Raw genomic sequence first — 17,696 nt, 5'->3', positions numbered from 1 at the left:
AGATCTGACCGTGGCAGGTCGCCTGGCGGACCTCTCGCTGACGCTCGCGCCGGGCAGGATCACGGCGATCTGCGGGCCGAACGGGGCGGGCAAGTCGACCCTGCTCGAAGCGCTCGCCGGCCTGCTGACGCCCGACTCAGGAGCGGTGCTGACGGACGATTCCCCGCTCGCCGCCCTGCCGCCGCGTGAGCGCGGAAAGCTTCTCGGTTATCTTCCGCAAGCGCATGAGATCGCGTGGGATGTTCCGGTGCGCAGCCTCGTCGAACTCGGCCGCCTGCCGCATGGCGACAGCCTTGTTGGGCCGGTCGATGCGGCGCTCGCCGCGCTCGATATCGCGCATCTCGCCGACCGCCGGGCACAGTCGCTCTCGGGCGGCGAAACCGCCCGCGTCCTGCTCGCCCGGGTGCTGGCGGGCGAACCGCGCTGGATCCTCGCCGACGAGCCGCTCGCCGCGCTCGATATCGGCCACCAGCTCGCCCTGCTGCGCCACCTGCGCGCTGCGGCAGATGCGGGCGCGGGCGTGGTGCTCGTGCTGCATGACCTCGCTCATGCGATGAACCATGCGGACCGCGTGGTCGTGCTGGATCGCGGTGCAGTAGCGGCGGATGACGTACCGAGCGCCGCACTGGCGCCGGCGATCGTCCGGCGTGTCTGGGGCGTTGAGTGCGACTGGCTGGGCGATCCCGGCGCACGGGCCCTCGTCGCCCGCTAGCCTTTCGTCACTGATCGGAGAGGAGTGAAAGGCGGGCCGGGGGCTGGCCCGCCTTTCGAAACGATCCCGAAGGAACCGGAAAGTCAGCGAACGCCGATAGGGTCAGCGCTGCCGTCGGGATCGTTTTTCACATAGCCGCCGAGGCGGATCGAACGTTGCAGGATCAGCCCCGCCAGATGCGGCGTCGCCATCGACGTGCCGCTGATCGTGGCATAGCCGCTGTTGATCCAGGTCGAGGTGATCGAGACGCCCGGTTCGGACACGTCGACCGGCGGATTGCCGTAGTTGGAGAAGCTCGCAAAGCGATCGGCACTGTCGAATGCGGACACGGTCCAGATATAGGTCCCGTTGACGCGGCCCGGCGAGCTGTAGTTCGCATTGGTGCTTTCATTGCCGGCGGCGAGCGCGAAATAGATGCCGCGCTGCGAGGCATTGTAGACCGCATTGTCGAGCGTGGTGCTGGTTCCGCCGCCGAGGCTCATATTCGCCACGTCTCCCGGAGAGCCGTAGCGCGCGACCCAGTCCACCGCGGCGATCACTCCAGAGTTGGAGCCGGTCCCGTCGGAGCCGAGCACGCGCAGTGCCACCACCGGAGCGCCCGGTGCCACGCCGATGACGCCGAAGGTGTTGTTGCGCGCGGCGATCGTGCCCGCGACATGCGTGCCGTGCCCGTTGCCGTCCTGATAGGAGGTGGTCGTGCTCAGGAAGCTGCGAGAGCGTGCGGTGTCGACGTTGAGGTCGGGGTGGTTCGACTGGATGCCGGTGTCGATCACCCAGGCCCGGGCGAAACTGCCCGACGCGCCGCCGTTGACGCGGGTGATGCCCCAGGGCGTGGACTGCGAATTGGAGCTTGCCTGCGCAATGGCGAGGATCGCGCCGTGCTGCGAGGTCGAGATGACCTGGTCCTGCTCGCAATAGGCGACGTTCGGATTGCGCTGCTTGATCGATGCCGCAGCCTGCTCGGTCATCTGCGCGGCGAAACCCTTGACCGCATAACCATAGGTATGGGTGACCTTACCCTTGGCGCCGACCGCGCGCTGCGCCTCCGCGGCCACCTGCGCACCATGATTCACGCTGGCATTGAACACGCAGATCCATGCGCCAGCGATCGGCTTCCCGGCTTTCGCCGTGCCTGCGGGCGTCTTCTGGGTGCCCGGGGCCAGCTTGTCGCCGGCAGGGGCGGCATTGAGTGCGAGTACGGGCATGATCGCGGCCATCGCCGCGCAAAGGAGCATTTTCTTCACGAGGTGTTCTCCCGAATGGAATGTCGTCTCGGACCCTTGAGACAAGTCCATGCGTATCGGGAGCAGCAAAGTTGTAAATATACGACATGACCAATGCTATCCAAGCCGAATTAAATCGGGCTTATCGGCAAGTCAGTATTTGATTGCGAACTTTCGTATAATCACAATTCGGTGAAATTATATTTTGTAAAATACAATAATAAAGTCAGAAGATTCGGATTATTCCGCAAAAAGTCGAAACAATCGAATATATGTGTCGAAAATATCACCAAATCCGTCAATCGAACAAGTGAACTCGCGGAAAAACGATCGGTCGGTCGAAATGGATCAATTCAATTCGCGCTTTGGTCGAATCTGGCATGAAAATATCTGGTAGAACGACTCGAATAGCGTTCGATTCGAAGAGGCCCGACAAGTGCTAGACTTGCCGGGCCTTCGAAGTTTTAACAACAGGGTCGCGATTACTGTTTACTAGCGGATGTTCCACTGATGGCAGCCGCATTGGCCCCATCATCCGACACTTCGGAGTCGACGGCATCCGCCTCACCGGCCACCAGCCCGCGGGCTTCGAGCATCGGAGCGACATCGGGCGCGCGGCCGGCGAAGTTCCGGAACATCTCGAAGTAGTCCATCGTCCCGCCGCGGCTGAGCACGGTGGCGCGGTAGTGATCGCCATTGGCACGCGTCAGCCCGCCATTATCGAGGAACCACTTGCGGCTGTCGCGGTCGAGCATCTCGGTCCACAGGTAGCTGTAGTAGCCCGAGCTGTAGCCGGTCGGCGAGCTGAAGATGTGGTTGAAGTAGGTGCTGCGATAGCGCGGCGGGACGAGATCGATCTCGAGACCCAGCTCTTCCAGCGACCGGCGCTCGAAAGCATCGACCTTTTCGGGCGTGTCGATCGCTGCAGCCTCGGCAGGGGAGAGCGCACTCCACTTCATGTCCAGCAGCGCGGCCGCGACCACTTCACCGAAGTCGTAGCCCTGGTTGAACTTCGACGCCGCTTCGATCTTGGCGATCATCTCGGCCGGGATCGTCTCCCCCGTCTTGTAGTGCTTGGCATAGTTGGCCAGCACTTCCGGATAGGTCGCCCACAGCTCGTTCACCTGGCTCGGGTATTCGACGAAGTCGCGCGCCGTGGCGGTGCCGGACAGGCTCGGATACATCTGGTCCGCAAAGAAGCCGTGCAGCGCGTGGCCGAACTCGTGGAAGATGGTGTTGACGTTGTCGAAGCTCACCAGCTGGACTTCGCCCGCCGGTGCCTTGGGGATGTTGAGCACGTTGTAGATCACTGGCTTGTTGCCCCAGAGGAAGCTCTGGTCGACGAAATTGCTCATCCATGCGCCGCCGCGCTTGGACGGGCGCTGGAACGGGTCGAAATAGAAGATGCCCAGTTCGCTCCCGTCGCGATCGTAGACGGTGTAGGTCCACACCTCGGGGTGGTAGACCGGCAGGTCGGTACGGCGCTTGAAGTCGAGGCCGTAGAGCTTGTTCGCGGCGTAGAACACGCCGTCCTCCAGCACCTTGTCGAGCTGGAAATACTCCATCACCGCGTCTTCATCGAGATCGTAACGCTCGGCCTTGACCTTGTTGGCGTAGCGATACCAGTCCCACGGCTTTACTTCGTAAGTGCCGCCGTCGGCCTTGATCGCTTCGTTCAGCATCGCGGCTTCGCGGCGCTGCGTGGCGGCGAGGGCGGGGACCATCTGCTCCATGAAATTGAGCGCGGTCTCGGGCTTCTCCGCCATCCGGTCCCACATGGCGTAGGTCGCCCAGTCGGGTTCGCCGAACAGCGCGGCCTTTTCCGCGCGAAGGGCCGCGATCTTGCGGACGAGGTCGCGCGTGTCGACCGCACGCTGGCCGTCGGCGCGGTGGTAGGAGAGCTGGAACAGCTTCTCGCGCGTGGCCCGGTTTTCCAGGGTGGGCAGGAGCGGCTGCTGCGTGGTGTTTTGCAGCGCAATGGCGAACTTGCCCGGCTGTCCCTTTTCGGCAGCGAGGTCGGCGGCCGCCTTGATGTCGGCATCCGAGAGGCCGGCGAGTTCTTCCCGCGTGTCGACGATCAGCGGCTGGTCGGCCATGGCCGAACGGGCTTCCTGGCCGAACTCGGTGGTGATTTCCGACAGTTCGGTATTGATCGCCTTGACGCGCTCGCGCTGGGCGTCGGTCAGCAGGGCGCCGGCGTGGACCATGCCCTCGTAGGTATCTTCGAGCAGCTTGGCGTCTTCCGGCGTCATCGTCATCGCGGCGCGGTTGTCGTAAACCGCCTTCACGCGGGCGAAGAGCGCCGGGTTGAGGGTAATCGAGTCGCCATGCGCGGTCAGCTTGGGGCTGATTGCGGTGCTGATCTCGTCCAGCCGGTCGGTCGTGTTGGAGCCGGTCAGCGCGTAGAATACGGTCGCCACGCGGCCCAGCATCTGTCCGGATTTTTCGAGCGCGACGATGGTGTTGTCGAACGTGGGGGCTTCCGGATTGTCGATGATCGCCTGAATCTCGGCCTTGTGGATCGCCATGCCCTGCTCGAAGGCGGGGAGGTAATCGTCTTCCGAAATCTTGGTGAAGTCGGGGGCCTTGAACGGCAGCGTGCTGTCGCTGGCGAAATAGCCGGTGGCTTCGGGAATGGCGGGCGCTGCGGCCATAGTCTCGATTTCTCCTCCGGGGGCGGTGGTGCAGCCGGCAACGATGGCGGCGAGGGCGGCGGTGGCCAGGATCTGGGCCTTCATGGTTTCTCCCTTGGGTTGGAAACGGCAGGACGCCGCTCCCCTGCAATGAAAACGTGGAGGCGCTTGGACCGCATCGCGCTGGCCCGCGCAAGCGGGCGCACGTCGCCGGTCGGCGCAACTCTACGGTTTATCGAACGGCAGGCGCGCTTGCCCGTTCCTGAATAGCTCAATCCTGCGGGCCCAGCGGATATCCGACCATTTCCTCATAGAGCGAGCCTTCGGGCCGCAGGTGGCTCTCATACAGAGCGAAGCCGTCCGCCAGCCAGCTGCCGAAGCGTTGCCCCGCTGTCCGCGCGAGGAAGCTCTGGACTGGGCCGCTGGCGCCGTTGAGCCGGGCCAGCGTGACATGGGCCGTGAACTTGCGGCCTTCGGCGGGCAAGCCGACCGACTGGCACACGCGCTCCACCTTGCGCTGGAGGCGGAGGAGGGCGTCGCTGCGTTTCACGCCAGCCCATAACGTGTGCGGCACGCCCTTGCGCTCGAACAGCCCGGTATCGGCGAGGGTGACCGTGAACGCCGGGACCGTGATCGACCCCAGCGCTTCCGCGAGATCGTTGGCGGTGTTGCGGTCGACTTCGCCGACATAGCGCAGGGTCAGGTGAAGCTGGCCGTCATCCTGCCAGCGCGCACGCTCCACGCCGTGCATGCAGGCGATCAGGCTGTCGCGGATGGGGCGGGGAGGGCGCAGGGCGACGAAGAGGCGATGGACCATGGTGCGCCTCCCTATACCCGATCAGCGGTCGTGGCGACGCACCCGGTTGCGGCCGCCGATCTTCGCGTCGTACATGGCCTCGTCCGCGCGGCGCAGGGTTTCGTCCATCGACGTCCCGCGATCGTGATGGGTAAGGCCGATCGACGCGCTGGTCGCGCCCGCGGGCAAACCCAGCTCCGCATGCAGGCCGGCGATCGCCTCGCGCAGGTCCTCGGCAAACACCAGCGAGCGGCCTTCGTCGCCTTCGTCGAGGAAGAGCGCGAACTCCTCCCCACCCAGCCGCACCGCAAAATGCTCGCCTGCACCATATCCGCGCATCGAGTCGCGCATGAGACCGCTGACAGCGACCAGTGCGCGATCCCCGCTCTCGTGCCCGTGACTGTCGTTGAGCGTCTTGAAATGGTCGAGATCGACCAGCAGCATATGCATCCGGTCGCATTGCGCGCGGGCCGCAAGGTCGCTCTCGAACAGGGCGCGGCGGTTGAAAAGGCCGGTCAGCGGATCGTGCGCGGCGAGGAATTCCGCCTGTGCGAGGGTCTCCGCGAGTTCCTCGTTCAGCCGCCGGTTCTCGACCAGCATGTCGGCGGAAAATTCGCGCTGCCGGGAGGATGCGAAGGCGAAGATCGCGATACCGGCGACGAGGGCGGTCACGCCGATGCCGAGGGGCAGGGCCATGTCCTGCGGCGCCAGCATCAGACCTAGGAACAGCGTGATCAGGAAGCCCGAGATATAGGCCAGCGTCTGCTTCCGCAGCGGCGCGGTCATGGTCACGATGAGAGCCATACCGACCATGGTGGCACTGCCGATCAGAAGCCGGACCGGATGCTCGAACGGCACCATGATCAGCGGCAGGAGCAGATAAGCCCAGCTCATGCCGCCGAAGAACAGCATGACCGCGAGCAGGCGGAGCGGTGGATCGAGGTCCGCCCCCTGGTCGATCCTCTTGCGCAGGTGCTCGTAAGACATGTGCGCGCCGGTCATGGCGAGCAGGCGCATCAGGATCGGCATGACGAACGCCGACGCATTGGGGAGAAAGCTGGCCGCGATAGCGATGCCCGCGACCGAGAGCACATTGGCGACGAAGGCTCGCTGTTCGGTGACAAGGACGGATCTTACCGTCTCGCGCCATGCCTCACGCCGCCAGTCTTCGTCCCGTTCCGGTGCGACCCGAAACCCCTGAGCCGTCATGTGCGGCGCCCCTTTTTGTTCTTGCGGGCAAGGATATGGGAAATATGAGAATAAGCAAACGCGATAATGTAAAATGTTATGCCCGCTGGCTGTGCGGCAGCTCGCGCGGATCGTCGTAACGCGCTTCGGCGAATATGGCCGCCCGGCGCTCCGACCTGTGCTCCAGACCGCGCGCGACGCGACCGCCTGCATGCGTGTAGTCCAGCTGGGAGGCCACGGCATCGTAGTCTCCGGCTGCGATGGCCGCGTTCAGGTCCGGGCTTTCCGAAGGCGACACGTTGCCCAGCCCGACGTTATAAACGAGATCGACCAGAGCATCGAACTCATGCTGGAACAACGGCAGGGCGCCTACGAGTCTGCGCACGCCGCGTTCGGCGTTCGCCAGATCCTGCGAGAGGAAATCAAGCGCCCTGTCACGGTCGATCCTATCGCCGAGCGACAACCCGTCTTCGGGTCGCACCAGATGTCCCACGCCAACGGTGGGATAGCCGGCTACGTCGCGATAGACCGTGTAACGAATGCCCTCTTCCTCGGTCAGCGCCCGCTTCAGCCGCTCGCTTGCGCTGAGCAGGGCGGCCGGTTTTCGCGTCTGGGTCGAGTCCGAGAGCACGTTCGCATCGCCGCTGGCGGCCCCTGCCGGATCGAACTGGGGGCCGGTAAAGGCGGTAAGGCTGGCCGCGCCCGCGGTCAGCATCATCGCTGCCCTGCGCCGCGCCGAATGCCGGGTCTTCACGCCGAAAGTGTCTCGCGCGGCCTTGCGGGCGCGCTTCAACGCGCGACGGTGTTCGTGCGACTGCCGAAGGCGGGTGCGGTCACCGGCGGGTCCGGCGGCTGCGCCCTGTGTCGGAATGGTGCGTTCCGCCTCCCACGGTCCGGGATCCAGCGGGCGGTCGAGCTCGCGCAGGAGTTCGCGGAGGCGGACGCTGTCGCCCGGCCCCGCAGGTGAAGTTGCTGGGTCGTTGGCCATCTTGTGTGGCCTGCTTTCTATCTATCTGCCTATCGCAGGTGCTTTGGCCTGCTATGTCTTTGCTTTATCAATGCGTGAACGGCACGATCCGGTCCGCATCTCGTCGCTCGGCAGGCACGGACCGGACCGTCGGCGTGCCGGTCACGCGGCGCAGCGCACCCGATTCCGACCGCGATCCTTCGCTTCGTAGCAAGCGAGGTCGGCGCGTTGCAGCGCATCGCCAAGGTTCTCGCCCGGTCGCCAGCAGGCGAGGCCGATGGAGGCCGTGACGGGGATGCCCGCATAGCGCCCCAGCGACGGACCGACCGCGGCGATGGCGAGCCTGACATCCTCGGCCACGCGTTCGGCCTCCGCCAGGTCGAGGCCTTCGAGCAGGACGAGGAATTCTTCTCCGCCCAGCCGGAAGACCGGCTGCTCGCGCCGGATCGCGAGCGGTTCGAGTACCCGGCGCACCGCCTGTGCGGCTGCGACCAGCACCTGGTCGCCCGCCGCATGGCCGAAGCCGTCATTGATGGACTTGAAATGGTCGAGGTCGATCATCAGCAGGTGGACCTGGGAGGACAGGTGGCGCGCGTGGCCCTCGTCGAACAGCCGTCGCCGGTTGTAGAGGCCGGTCAGCGGATCCCGCGTGCTGAGGAACTCGGAGCGGGCGAGCGATTCCGCCAGCTCTTCGGTCAGTTGCTTGTTCTCCACCGTGGTCTGCGCCGCGCGGATGATCTGCTGACCGGTATTCGAAGCGTAGACGCGCACGCCGATCGTGAACAGCAGGCTCACCAGCAGGAAGACCTGGTCGATGCGCCCGGGGTGAAGCGCTACAACGGCGCTGGACACCAGCCAGAAGCTTACGAGCATGCCGTCCCGCGGGCCGGGGAAGGCGGCCATGGTGACGGCAATCAGCGTTACGACCACCAGGATGACCACTTGAATGGTCGCGGTGGCGGCAGTCGGCGAGCCGGGCGGGGCCGGCCACAGCATCAATGCGACGCTCGCCCCGGTAGCACACATGGCTAGGAACAGCGTCAGTTGGGCCGAACCGATCTCGGCCCGCGCCCTGATGCGCTTTTCCAGCCGCGAAGCGGCCCAGCGCGTCATGACGAAGGCCAGAAGCCGCAAGGCCAGGAACCAGCCGAGCAGGCCGCGCACGGGAAGGGCGGCGACGCTGACGGCCATCACCGCGAGCCCGAGCAGGCTCGCGGCCAGCGCATATCGCTCGCGCGAAAGCATCGAGAGAACCGCTTCGCGGCGTACCTCGATAGCGTAGTCGAGCTTCTCGCGCGTAGCACGAGCGTCATGCGGCAAATCTGTCGCTTCCACGTTCACTCGATCGGCTCCGGGCCCATTCGGCCTTTCTCCCTCGATCGGTAAGCTCAATTACTTAATAAAAATGAATTTTCGCGTGGTTTTCAGTGAGGGAGAAGGATATTGTAAAATACAGTTTTCTGGCCGGCAGCCGAGGCTTGTGGGCACTCTGGCTCCAAACAGAGGCTCGCCCGGCATTCCCCAGGGCGGTGCCGGCCCTGCAAGCGGCTGCTTGCGGGGCTTGTCCGTGGTCGTTTGTCAGATTCTCAATCTTCAGCAGAAGCTCATCTCCGCACCGAACAATGGCTCGGCAGCGGTATGCAGCGATGCGGACAAAACGTCGCTCGCCACCGCGGCGTCGCTGGCGCAGGCGTCCACAAGGATGGGGGCGTTGACGAGGACGCAGTCTCCGGCCGTCGGGTTTAACAGCCCGTCGAGGCGCAGGTAGGCATCGGCGTTGCCATCGCGATTGGTGTCCATCTTCACGATCGTGCGGGTCGCGCTCTGGAAATAGCGCAGCTCGTTGGCGCTGCCGCTGAAGGCGGCGGAGCCGATGACGGTGAGGCCAAGTTGCCCCCGCGCCGGTGTTCGCGTTCCGGCCGAGCCGACGACCGGCGAGGCCAAGAATTTCGACGTTGTCGAATAAAGCAGAGGATCCCTTCTGCTTGGCTGTGTCCGCGTCATTGCCGAGGTGCTCGATCAGGTCATCGCTGGGATCTGAGACAGAGAAGGTGTGGTTGCCGACGCTGAGCGACATCGTGACCTTACTGCTCCAAACAAGGGCATCCTGGCCCGCGCAAAGGAACAGTATGTTTCCGTGAGCACCCTTGATCTCAGCATCGCCTGGTGGTCCTCGATCAAATGGGCCCATTCACCAACCCTATGAAAAAATGAGGTAAAGACCGGAAATGGAGAGATGCCGGATTTCGTCGAGCCGCGTCATCCGCGATAGCTTACGGCCAATCCTGCAATTGCCGCAGGGTTTGCATTCACGGATCTCGCTCCCACATGAAGCGCGAAAACGGACCGCGCTCCGGAATCTTGCAAACCTCGAACATATGTGGAACACGCTTCCTTCATGGCACTCACGAAAATTTCCGTCCGCGGCGCGCGGGAGCATAATCTCAAGGGCGTCGATATCGACCTGCCGCGCGATGCGCTGATCGTGATCACGGGGCTTTCGGGCTCGGGCAAGTCGAGCCTGGCGTTCGATACGATCTATGCCGAGGGGCAGCGGCGCTATGTCGAGAGCCTCAGCGCCTATGCGCGCCAGTTCCTCGAGATGATGCAGAAGCCCGATCTCGAGCATATCGACGGGCTGTCTCCCGCCATCTCGATCGAGCAGAAGACCACCAGTCGCAACCCGCGCTCGACCGTGGCGACGGTAACCGAAATCTACGACTACATGCGCCTGCTGTGGGCGAGGGTGGGGGTGCCGTATTCGCCCGCAACCGGCCTGCCGATCGAGGCGCAGACGGTCTCCAACATGGTCGACCGGGTGATGGCGCTGCCCGAAGGCACGCGGCTCTACCTGCTTGCGCCGGTGGTGCGCGGGCGCAAGGGCGAATACCGCAAGGAACTGGCCGAGTGGCAGAAGGCCGGCTTCACCCGCGTGCGCATCGATGGCGAGATGTACGCAATCGAGGAAGCGCCCGCGCTCGACAAGAAGTTCAAGCACGACATCGAGGTGGTGGTCGATCGGATCGCGGTGAGGGACGGCATCCAGACCCGGCTGGCCGACAGTTTCGAACAGGCGCTGAAGCTCGCCGAGGGGCTGGCCTATGTCGACCTGGCCGATGGCGTGGTGCCGGGGCGCGAGGGCGAGGGCGAGGCCGGCGGCGCGATGAAGGGCGCGGGCATGCCCGCCAACCGCATCGTCTTCTCCGAGAAGTTCTCCTGCCCGGTCTCCGGCTTCACCATCGAGGAGGTGGAGCCGCGGTTGTTCTCGTTCAACGCGCCGCAGGGGGCTTGCCCGACCTGCGACGGCATTGGTGAAAAGCAGCTGTTCGACCCGCAGCTGGTCGTGCCGAACGAGGCGCTCAGCCTCAAGAAGGGCGCCGTGGTGCCCTGGGCGAAGAGCAACCCGCCGAGCCCCTATTACATGCAGGTGCTCGCCAGCCTCGCGAAGGAATACGAGTTCAGCCTCGAGACCCCGTGGGAGGCTTTCGACCGCGAGATCCGCGACATCATCCTCTACGGCACCAAGGGCCGCGCGATCCCGCTCACCTTCAAGGACGGGCGCAAGGAATATACCGTCAAGAAGCCGTTCGAGGGCGTGATCGGCAATCTCAACCGCCGCCTGCTGCAGACCGAAAGCGCGTGGATGCGCGAGGAGCTGGCGAAGTTCCAGACCAGCCAGCCGTGCGAGACCTGCCACGGCAAGCGCCTCAACGAGAAGGCGCTGAGCGTGAAGATCGCGGGCACCGATATCGCGACGCCCACCAGGATGAGCGTGGCCGACGCCAAGGCCTATTTCCTCGGGCTGCCCGAGGCGCTGAACGATACGCAGCAGCAGATCGCCAAGGCCATCCTCAAGGAGATCAACGAGCGGCTGGGCTTCCTCGACAACGTGGGCCTCGACTATCTCAACCTCGACCGCACCAGCGGCACGCTGTCGGGCGGGGAGAGCCAGCGCATCCGGCTCGCGTCGCAGATCGGCTCGGGCCTCAGCGGCGTGCTCTACGTGCTCGACGAGCCCAGCATCGGCCTCCACCAGCGCGACAACGACCGGCTGCTCGAGACGCTGAAGCGGCTGCGCGATCTCGGCAATACGGTGATCGTGGTCGAGCATGACGAGGACGCGATCCGTGCCGCCGACCATGTGGTCGATCTCGGCCCGGGTGCGGGCGTCCACGGGGGCGAGGTGGTCGCCGAAGGCACGCTCAAGCAGGTGCTCAAGTCGAAGAAGTCGCTCACCGCCGCCTATCTCAACGGAACGCGCGCGATCGAGGTCCCGACCAACCGCCGCAAGGGCAACGGGCACCAGCTCACCGTCCACGGCGCGCGGGCGAACAATTTGCAGGACGTCACCGCCAGCCTGCCGCTCGGCACCTTCACCTGCATCACCGGCGTTTCGGGTAGCGGCAAGTCGTCCTTCACCATCGACACGCTCTACGCCTCCGCCGCGCGGCAGCTGAACGGGGCGCGGGTGGTCGCGGGCGCGCACGACAAGGTCACCGGCCTCGAATATTGCGACAAGGTGATCGAGATCGACCAGTCGCCCATCGGCCGCACCCCGCGCTCCAACCCGGCGACCTACACCGGTGCCTTCACCCAGATCCGCGACTGGTTCGCCGGCCTCCCCGAAGCGCAGGCGCGCGGCTACAAGCCCGGCCGCTTCAGCTTCAACGTCAAGGGCGGCCGGTGCGAGGCGTGCCAGGGCGACGGGCTGATCAAGATCGAGATGCACTTCCTGCCCGACGTCTACGTCACCTGCGAGGAATGCCACGGGAAGCGCTACAACCGCGAAACGCTGGAGGTGAAGTTCAAGGGCCACTCCATCGCCGACGTGCTCGACATGACGATCGAGGATGCGGAGGAGTTCTTCAAGGCCGTCCCCCCGATCCGCGACAAGATGCACATGCTGAACGAGGTGGGTCTGGGCTACGTCAAGGTCGGCCAGCAGGCGACCACGCTATCGGGCGGGGAGGCGCAGCGGGTGAAGCTCGCCAAGGAACTGAGCAAGCGCAGCACCGGCCAGACGCTCTACATCCTCGACGAGCCCACCACGGGCCTCCATTTCGAGGATGTCCGCAAGCTCCTCGAAGTGCTCCACCGGCTGGTGGACCAGGGCAACAGCGTGGTGGTGATCGAGCACAATCTCGACGTCATCAAGACCGCCGACCACATCCTCGACCTCGGCCCCGGCGGCGGCGTGCGCGGCGGCGAGATCGTCGCGCAGGGCACGCCGGAAGCGGTGGCCGCGGTGCCGGAGAGCTATACGGGGCAGTACCTCAAGCCGATGCTGGAGCGGGTCAGCGAGGCGGCGGAGTAGGTATATTTGCTATTGACATATAATTTATAATACATCATCTAGAGGTTTACCCGACTGGAGAACTGTTTTGTCTAGCAAATATCAGAAACTGACTGAGTACCTCTCTTCGGTAGACGAGACCGTATGGGAGGCCTCTTTCGAGCAGATTGAGAGGGTGCTTGGTTTCCGGCTTCCAGAAAGCGCCAGACAGCATCAGGCGTGGTGGTCAAACCAGATGCGGTCTCAGAGTCTGGGCTGGCAGCTAGCAGGTTGGAAAACAACTGCGCTCGACCTTGAGAATGAGAAGGTGACGCTGGTCAATGTAGCCGGTGATGATCCGAAGCGGCAGAAAATGACGGCTAGTCCGATGACAATTCAAGCTGCCAAGGATGGATTGGCTGCAGCCTTAGGCATTGATCAGAGCCAAGTAGAAATTACAATTCGCGCCTGACGGGATAACGATCCAGCGCGATTTAGCTCCTACTTGCTAGTCGCGCACCTTCGCAGATCGTGTTGGAATTTCGCCCGATTGGAGGCGTCGATTGCTAGGCTCTATTGCCCGAATAATTCGCGCACATGGAGAATTGTAATTCCAAATAGTTTGACTTTTTGTTCACGCCTCCATCAGTAAGCATCGATGGCGAACCGTGGCTTAACTGACAGTGAAATTGCGCTCGTAAAGGGGATGCTTGCACGCGGGATGCCTGCACAAGAGATCTGCGGGTTTCTCTTCCGACCCAATCGTAGTCTTAACCCTGCGGGCGTCTATGAGATTCGATCTGGTCAAATTGGCGGACAAATCCCTGCTGCTTCAGCAGCTGACACGCAGCACTATTTGGAGAACCATCCATATTTCGGAGAGATGGCGGTCGCAGATCGGATTGCCGAGTTGCGCAAAGAGTTGCGCGGAATTCTCAATTTTCGGAAGGATGGAGACAATTGGGTAGCAGACCCGAAAGAGTCCGCTCGACTCGAATTTAAAGAAACATTCCACCTGAAAAGCTTGGCGGATTATTCTCGAAGTCTGGTGGGATATGCCAATAATAGCGGTGGCTTCATCGTTTTTGGTATCGCAGACGACCAGCGTATTTTGGGTCTCCAAAATGATCATTTCAGAAAACTCGACAGTAAGAAATTTTCGGAATTCCTGAAGGATACCGTCAATCCGTCAATTCCTTGGGGCAGTTTTCAGTTTACCTTCCGGGGCTTTGAACTTGCCTGCCTCTTCGCCCACGAGAGCGAAGAAAAGCCTCACATGACCTTGAAAAACGCAGGGTCGATGAAGGCCAATCAGACTTATTACCGTTACGAAGGTGAAACGGCAGTCATCCGGGCGGGCGAACTATCGGCAATTATTAGGCGTCGTGAAAACGATGCTGTCCAGCATGCAATTTCAAAACTACAGCAAATTGCGGGCCTTGGTATTAGGGCCGCTGAAGTGTCGGTCCCTTCTGAGAATCCAGATGCTGTAATTGTCGAACGTGAAGTTGTCCGTAAGTCAACGATATCCGATCGCGACATTCTCGCGGACTTTATCAACGCGAACCTGAACGCCTCACCAAGCGACTATATTGAGCAGTCGGCACACGAGATTGTTCGTTGGCTCCCCATTTACTACTATATGAACGAGGGCGGACTGGCAAAACGAGATGTCGAAGAGTTGCTTAAAGTATCAAAGATTGCGAAACCCGGGGGCTCAAAACACATTCTTGATCGGGTGTCCGGCAAAGCAAGCGCTTACAAGCAATATGTCGGCAGAGGTGAGCGAGAGTGCCTAAAAGAGCTTAGAAGCGGAAAAATTCCAAAGGAAAGTGATCTAAAAAAGGCGCGTCACCTTTCAGGTTGCTTGATGTGCCTTGAATCCAAAGAGAACTTTGATGGGCCATTCTTGAAGGCAGTTTTGAACCAATCGTTGCATGATTTCGAAGCGCACGGGCAAGACCCGGTGATTGGCTCAAATATGCGACGCTCTGCGGCGAGAGTGGATGAGTTGATCCACGGAGAAACGGTCAAAGAATAATCATGTGAAAGCTGCAGTGAATGTATAGCGACATCTCACTTTCCCTGTCGTTCTCACCCCGCCAGCGGCACCATCCTGGTCACCCATGGCCACCAGCCCAGCATCCGGATCGTGCTGACCGCGACGACCCACACCAGGCAGGCCACCAGCACGGCCAGCGCGGCGGCGCTCTGGCGGCGGGTGCGGGTGAAGGGGAGGGCGGCGGTGGCGATCACGTAGGGGGCGAGCGCGGGCGGGAAGCCGCTGTAGATGCCGCTCGCATTGTAGAGCAGCCAGAAGCCCACATTGGCGAGCGCGAGGCAGGTGCCGATCTGCGCCTTGTGCCGGTCGAACCAGTTGTCGAGATCGGCCCAGTCCTTCGCCTCGTCCGGTCACACCAGGCTCGCGGCGATGAAGTAGAGGCCCGTCTCCACCATCCCCGCGAACAGCACGGGGACGCTGACCACCACATCCTGCAGCGTGCGCCAGGCGAGGTTCCACGCGGTGACGAGGTCGACCACCACGATCCCGCCCAGCGTCGGCGTCATCCAGCCGATGCGTATGTGTTGGCCTACCGCTTTGCTACTTGAGGCCGATTTTTTCTGGCCTGCCGCTTTGCTGCTCGAGGCCGGTTTCGCCTTCTTGGCTGGGTTCCCTTGGGTCTTTGCAGGAACCGTCCGCGCCTTCAGCACGCGGACGAAGCCCGCCAGCACCTCCGCCATCGCCAGCCCCAGCACCAGCCCGAACAGGCTGAAGGCGAATTCGAAACCCGACATGCGCCGTCCCTCCCGACGGAGGCGACCCGGTACCTGTCGTACACCGGGCGGGCGCGATGGATAGGGCGCCCCGGCCTGCCGGCGCGCGACCCATCAAATGATAATGCATGCCTCGCGCAATGCTGCTACAGGGCCGCCATCGCCGGTCCTTTTCCGGGCAAATCGGCGATTGGGACAGGCTCCGGCCCCGCTCCCGCCTTATCCAGAGAGGAGGAGGGTCGCATGCCTGCCTCACTCACCGTGATTATCCTCGTATTTGTCGTGTTCGTCCTGGCGCTGATGCTCAGTGAATGGGCCGCGCGGCGACGAGGCCGCTGAGGGCGTCCTGCGCTGCGAGGGCTGTCCTACATGCCTCGCGCTGTATAAATGACCCGGTTCCCCTGCTTACAAGCCACAGGTGAACCGATGCACAGCACCGCCGATACTCCCGCAACCCATCCCATCGTGCTCCACGGCGACCTTTTCGCCGAGGACGAGCGCGCGCCGCAGACGCAGTTCGTGCCCGAGCGCCAAGTGGCCTTCCTCGAGGCGCTGGCGGTCAGCGGGTCGGTGCGCGGGGCGGCGCGGCGTGCGCGGGTCTCGCACCAGACCTGCTATCGCGCGCGGCGCAATTCCGCCGCCTTCGGGCGCGCTTGGGATGCCGCGCTGGTGATCGCCCGCGGGGCGGCGGAGGCTAAGCTGGCGGATTTCGCCATGCACGGCGTCGACGAGGAGGTGTGGTATCACGGCGAGCTCGTCGGCACGCGGCGGCGCTTTTCGGACCGACTGCTGCTCGCCCACCTCGCGCGGCTCGACCGGATGCGCACCGATGCGCGGATCGAGGCGCTGGCGGAGGGCTTCGATGCCATGCTGCGCCGCCTGCGCGCTGGCGAGGCGATCGATGCGGACCTGCCGGCTGCAACCCCCGAAACTTCTTCGCATGGACCGTGTAACACCCGGTCCATGTCTCCCGCGCAGGGGGAGCCCGATGCGGTCGAGGAACCGGCTTGCGACTGCGTCGGCGCGCGGCTCGGGACGGATCGCGGGAAGCGGCATTACCGGATCGGGGCCGATGGCTGGGAGCCGGTGCCGAATGTGGGCAAGGCCACGGGGCCGTGCTGCGAGGAGCCCGACTGGCCCGGGTGCCGCGACTGTCCGCACTATCCGCGCGTCAGCCGCCTGATCGAGGAAATGGAGGAGGCGCGCCCCGCCGATGCGCCAACGGTGGCGGAACTGACGGGCGCGGCGTTGGCGATCGAAGCGTGCCAGATGGCGGCCTTCGAGGCGGGCGACGAGGACTGGTGGCGCTATGGCGAAGGCTGGGCACTCCACACGCGCGACGAACACGGCATGTGGGTGGCGGAGGAGGAGTCGCAGGCGGACGCCGGCACTTAACCGACGACGGCCAGCTCCACATGGGCCTTGCCCGGGCCGATCAGGCCGAGCTCGGTCGCCGCGGCGCGGCTCACGTCGATAACGCGGTTGCCGTGGAAGGGTCCGCGATCGTTGATGCGCACGGTCACTGTCTTGCCGTTGCGCGGGTTTGTCACCTGCACGAGCGTTCCGAAGGGCAGGGTGCGATGGGCGGCGGTCATGGCGTGCATGTCGAACGCCTCGCCGCTCGCGGTGCGGCGGCCGTGGAACTTGCGACCGTAATAGGACGCGTTGCCGCCCTCGATCGCGGTGGTGGCGGGCTGCGCCTCGACCGGCGGTTCGATGGTGTCGAGGTCGACGACGTGGGCAGCCGGCTCGGGCTGCGGCGGCAGGCTCTCGTAAGCTACGAAGCTGCGGTCGAAGGACGCGACTTCGAGCGCGGAAGCGGTGCGCTCCTCGGTGTGGCCCGCCGTGGCGGGAAGCGCCACGAGGGCGGTGAAAAGCAAGCTGCGAAACGCGCGATTGGCCATCGTGTGGACCTCCCGTCAAGTTCCGGCGGCAATAGCGGAGCGCGGCGGGAGAGTCGTTAACCCGGCGGGCGACTGCCCCATTCCGGCCACGATTCGTCGCTTCACCGGGCACCGATGGCGCTTTCCTACAACATCTCGGGGGTGATTGCCCGGCCGCCTACCAGCGCTGGATCGCGAAAGGATTCGCGACCGCACAGCTCTTTGACACCTTAGGCAGACGGTGCGC

Annotated in this window: 14 protein-coding genes and 1 pseudogene; 5 read left to right on the top strand and 10 right to left on the bottom strand. The window is 63.6% G+C overall.

Translation table 11 applies throughout. The features are described 5' to 3' along the window. Window position 1: 1 nt before the first annotated feature. Window positions 2–712: pseudogene (locus K3172_RS11445) on the top strand (ABC transporter ATP-binding protein); the annotation flags it as partial. An 83-nt stretch (window positions 713–795) separates the two neighbouring features. On the opposite strand, the gene K3172_RS11440 reads toward K3172_RS11445, so the two are convergent. The 7 genes from K3172_RS11440 to K3172_RS11410 all read right to left on the bottom strand — a co-directional run bounded on the left by K3172_RS11440 (window position 796) and on the right by K3172_RS11410 (window position 9,463). After that, a complete protein-coding gene (locus K3172_RS11440; RefSeq protein WP_247718221.1) occupies window positions 796–1,947 on the bottom strand; it encodes a S8 family serine peptidase in 1,152 nt (383 codons plus the stop codon). A gap of 470 nt (window positions 1,948–2,417) precedes the next feature. After that, on the bottom strand, window positions 2,418–4,673 hold the full coding sequence (locus tag K3172_RS11435) for a M3 family metallopeptidase (protein WP_221590141.1): 2,256 nt from the start codon (window positions 4,671–4,673) through the stop codon (window positions 2,418–2,420). Between the two features lie 166 nt (window positions 4,674–4,839). Continuing rightward, window positions 4,840–5,385: an RNA 2',3'-cyclic phosphodiesterase gene (gene thpR / locus K3172_RS11430; protein WP_221590139.1), complete on the bottom strand. Its 546-nt coding sequence runs from the start codon at window positions 5,383–5,385 to the stop codon at window positions 4,840–4,842. A 21-nt stretch (window positions 5,386–5,406) separates the two neighbouring features. Next, complete coding sequence (locus tag K3172_RS11425) at window positions 5,407–6,573, bottom strand: GGDEF domain-containing protein (RefSeq protein ID WP_221590137.1); 1,167 nt, start codon at window positions 6,571–6,573, stop codon at window positions 5,407–5,409. A 76-nt stretch (window positions 6,574–6,649) separates the two neighbouring features. Further along, entirely contained in the window at window positions 6,650–7,540 is an 891-nt protein-coding gene (locus K3172_RS11420) for a lysozyme (protein ID WP_247718152.1), read from the bottom strand. Between the two features lie 141 nt (window positions 7,541–7,681). Continuing rightward, complete coding sequence (locus K3172_RS15770) at window positions 7,682–8,854, bottom strand: GGDEF domain-containing protein (RefSeq protein ID WP_221590135.1); 1,173 nt, start codon at window positions 8,852–8,854, stop codon at window positions 7,682–7,684. 258 nt (window positions 8,855–9,112) lie between these two features. Beyond that, window positions 9,113–9,463 carry a hypothetical protein gene (locus K3172_RS11410; protein ID WP_221590133.1) on the bottom strand — a complete coding sequence of 117 codons (351 nt, stop codon included), beginning with the start codon at window positions 9,461–9,463 and terminating at the stop codon, window positions 9,113–9,115. A 454-nt stretch (window positions 9,464–9,917) separates the two neighbouring features. Here K3172_RS11410 and uvrA point away from each other — a divergent pair, with 454 nt between their 5' ends. The 3 genes from uvrA to K3172_RS11395 all read left to right on the top strand — a co-directional run bounded on the left by uvrA (window position 9,918) and on the right by K3172_RS11395 (window position 14,832). Next, window positions 9,918–12,833, top strand: a complete 2,916-nt coding sequence (gene uvrA / locus K3172_RS11405) for an excinuclease ABC subunit UvrA (RefSeq protein ID WP_221590131.1) — start codon at window positions 9,918–9,920, stop codon at window positions 12,831–12,833. A gap of 67 nt (window positions 12,834–12,900) precedes the next feature. After that, window positions 12,901–13,263: a DUF7662 domain-containing protein gene (locus tag K3172_RS11400; protein WP_221590129.1), complete on the top strand. Its 363-nt coding sequence runs from the start codon at window positions 12,901–12,903 to the stop codon at window positions 13,261–13,263. A 186-nt stretch (window positions 13,264–13,449) separates the two neighbouring features. Further along, window positions 13,450–14,832 carry an ATP-binding protein gene (locus K3172_RS11395; protein WP_221590128.1) on the top strand — a complete coding sequence of 461 codons (1,383 nt, stop codon included), beginning with the start codon at window positions 13,450–13,452 and terminating at the stop codon, window positions 14,830–14,832. Between the two features lie 53 nt (window positions 14,833–14,885). Here K3172_RS11395 and K3172_RS11390 read toward each other — a convergent pair whose 3' ends face one another. Beyond that, window positions 14,886–15,116, bottom strand: a complete 231-nt coding sequence (locus tag K3172_RS11390; protein WP_221590125.1) for a hypothetical protein — start codon at window positions 15,114–15,116, stop codon at window positions 14,886–14,888. An 87-nt stretch (window positions 15,117–15,203) separates the two neighbouring features. Beyond that, on the bottom strand, window positions 15,204–15,587 hold the full coding sequence (locus tag K3172_RS11385) for a hypothetical protein (protein WP_221590124.1): 384 nt from the start codon (window positions 15,585–15,587) through the stop codon (window positions 15,204–15,206). Between the two features lie 405 nt (window positions 15,588–15,992). On the opposite strand from K3172_RS11385, the gene K3172_RS11380 reads away from it, so the two are divergent. Beyond that, window positions 15,993–16,961 (top strand): hypothetical protein, encoded by a 969-nt coding sequence (locus tag K3172_RS11380; protein WP_221590122.1) that lies wholly within the window; start codon window positions 15,993–15,995, stop codon window positions 16,959–16,961. On the opposite strand, the gene K3172_RS11375 is transcribed toward K3172_RS11380, so the two are convergent. Then, a complete protein-coding gene (locus K3172_RS11375) occupies window positions 16,958–17,470 on the bottom strand; it encodes a septal ring lytic transglycosylase RlpA family protein (RefSeq protein ID WP_221590120.1) in 513 nt (170 codons plus the stop codon). The two genes, K3172_RS11380 and K3172_RS11375, sit on opposite strands and share 4 nt — an antisense overlap. Window positions 17,471–17,696 lie beyond the last annotated feature (226 nt).

Origin of the sequence: Qipengyuania proteolytica, from assembly GCF_019711565.1 — a bacterium.
GTDB lineage: Bacteria > Pseudomonadota > Alphaproteobacteria > Sphingomonadales > Sphingomonadaceae > Qipengyuania > Qipengyuania proteolytica.
The sequence above is the reverse complement of the archived record's forward strand: the minus strand, read 5'-3'. Positions and strand labels throughout refer to the sequence as shown.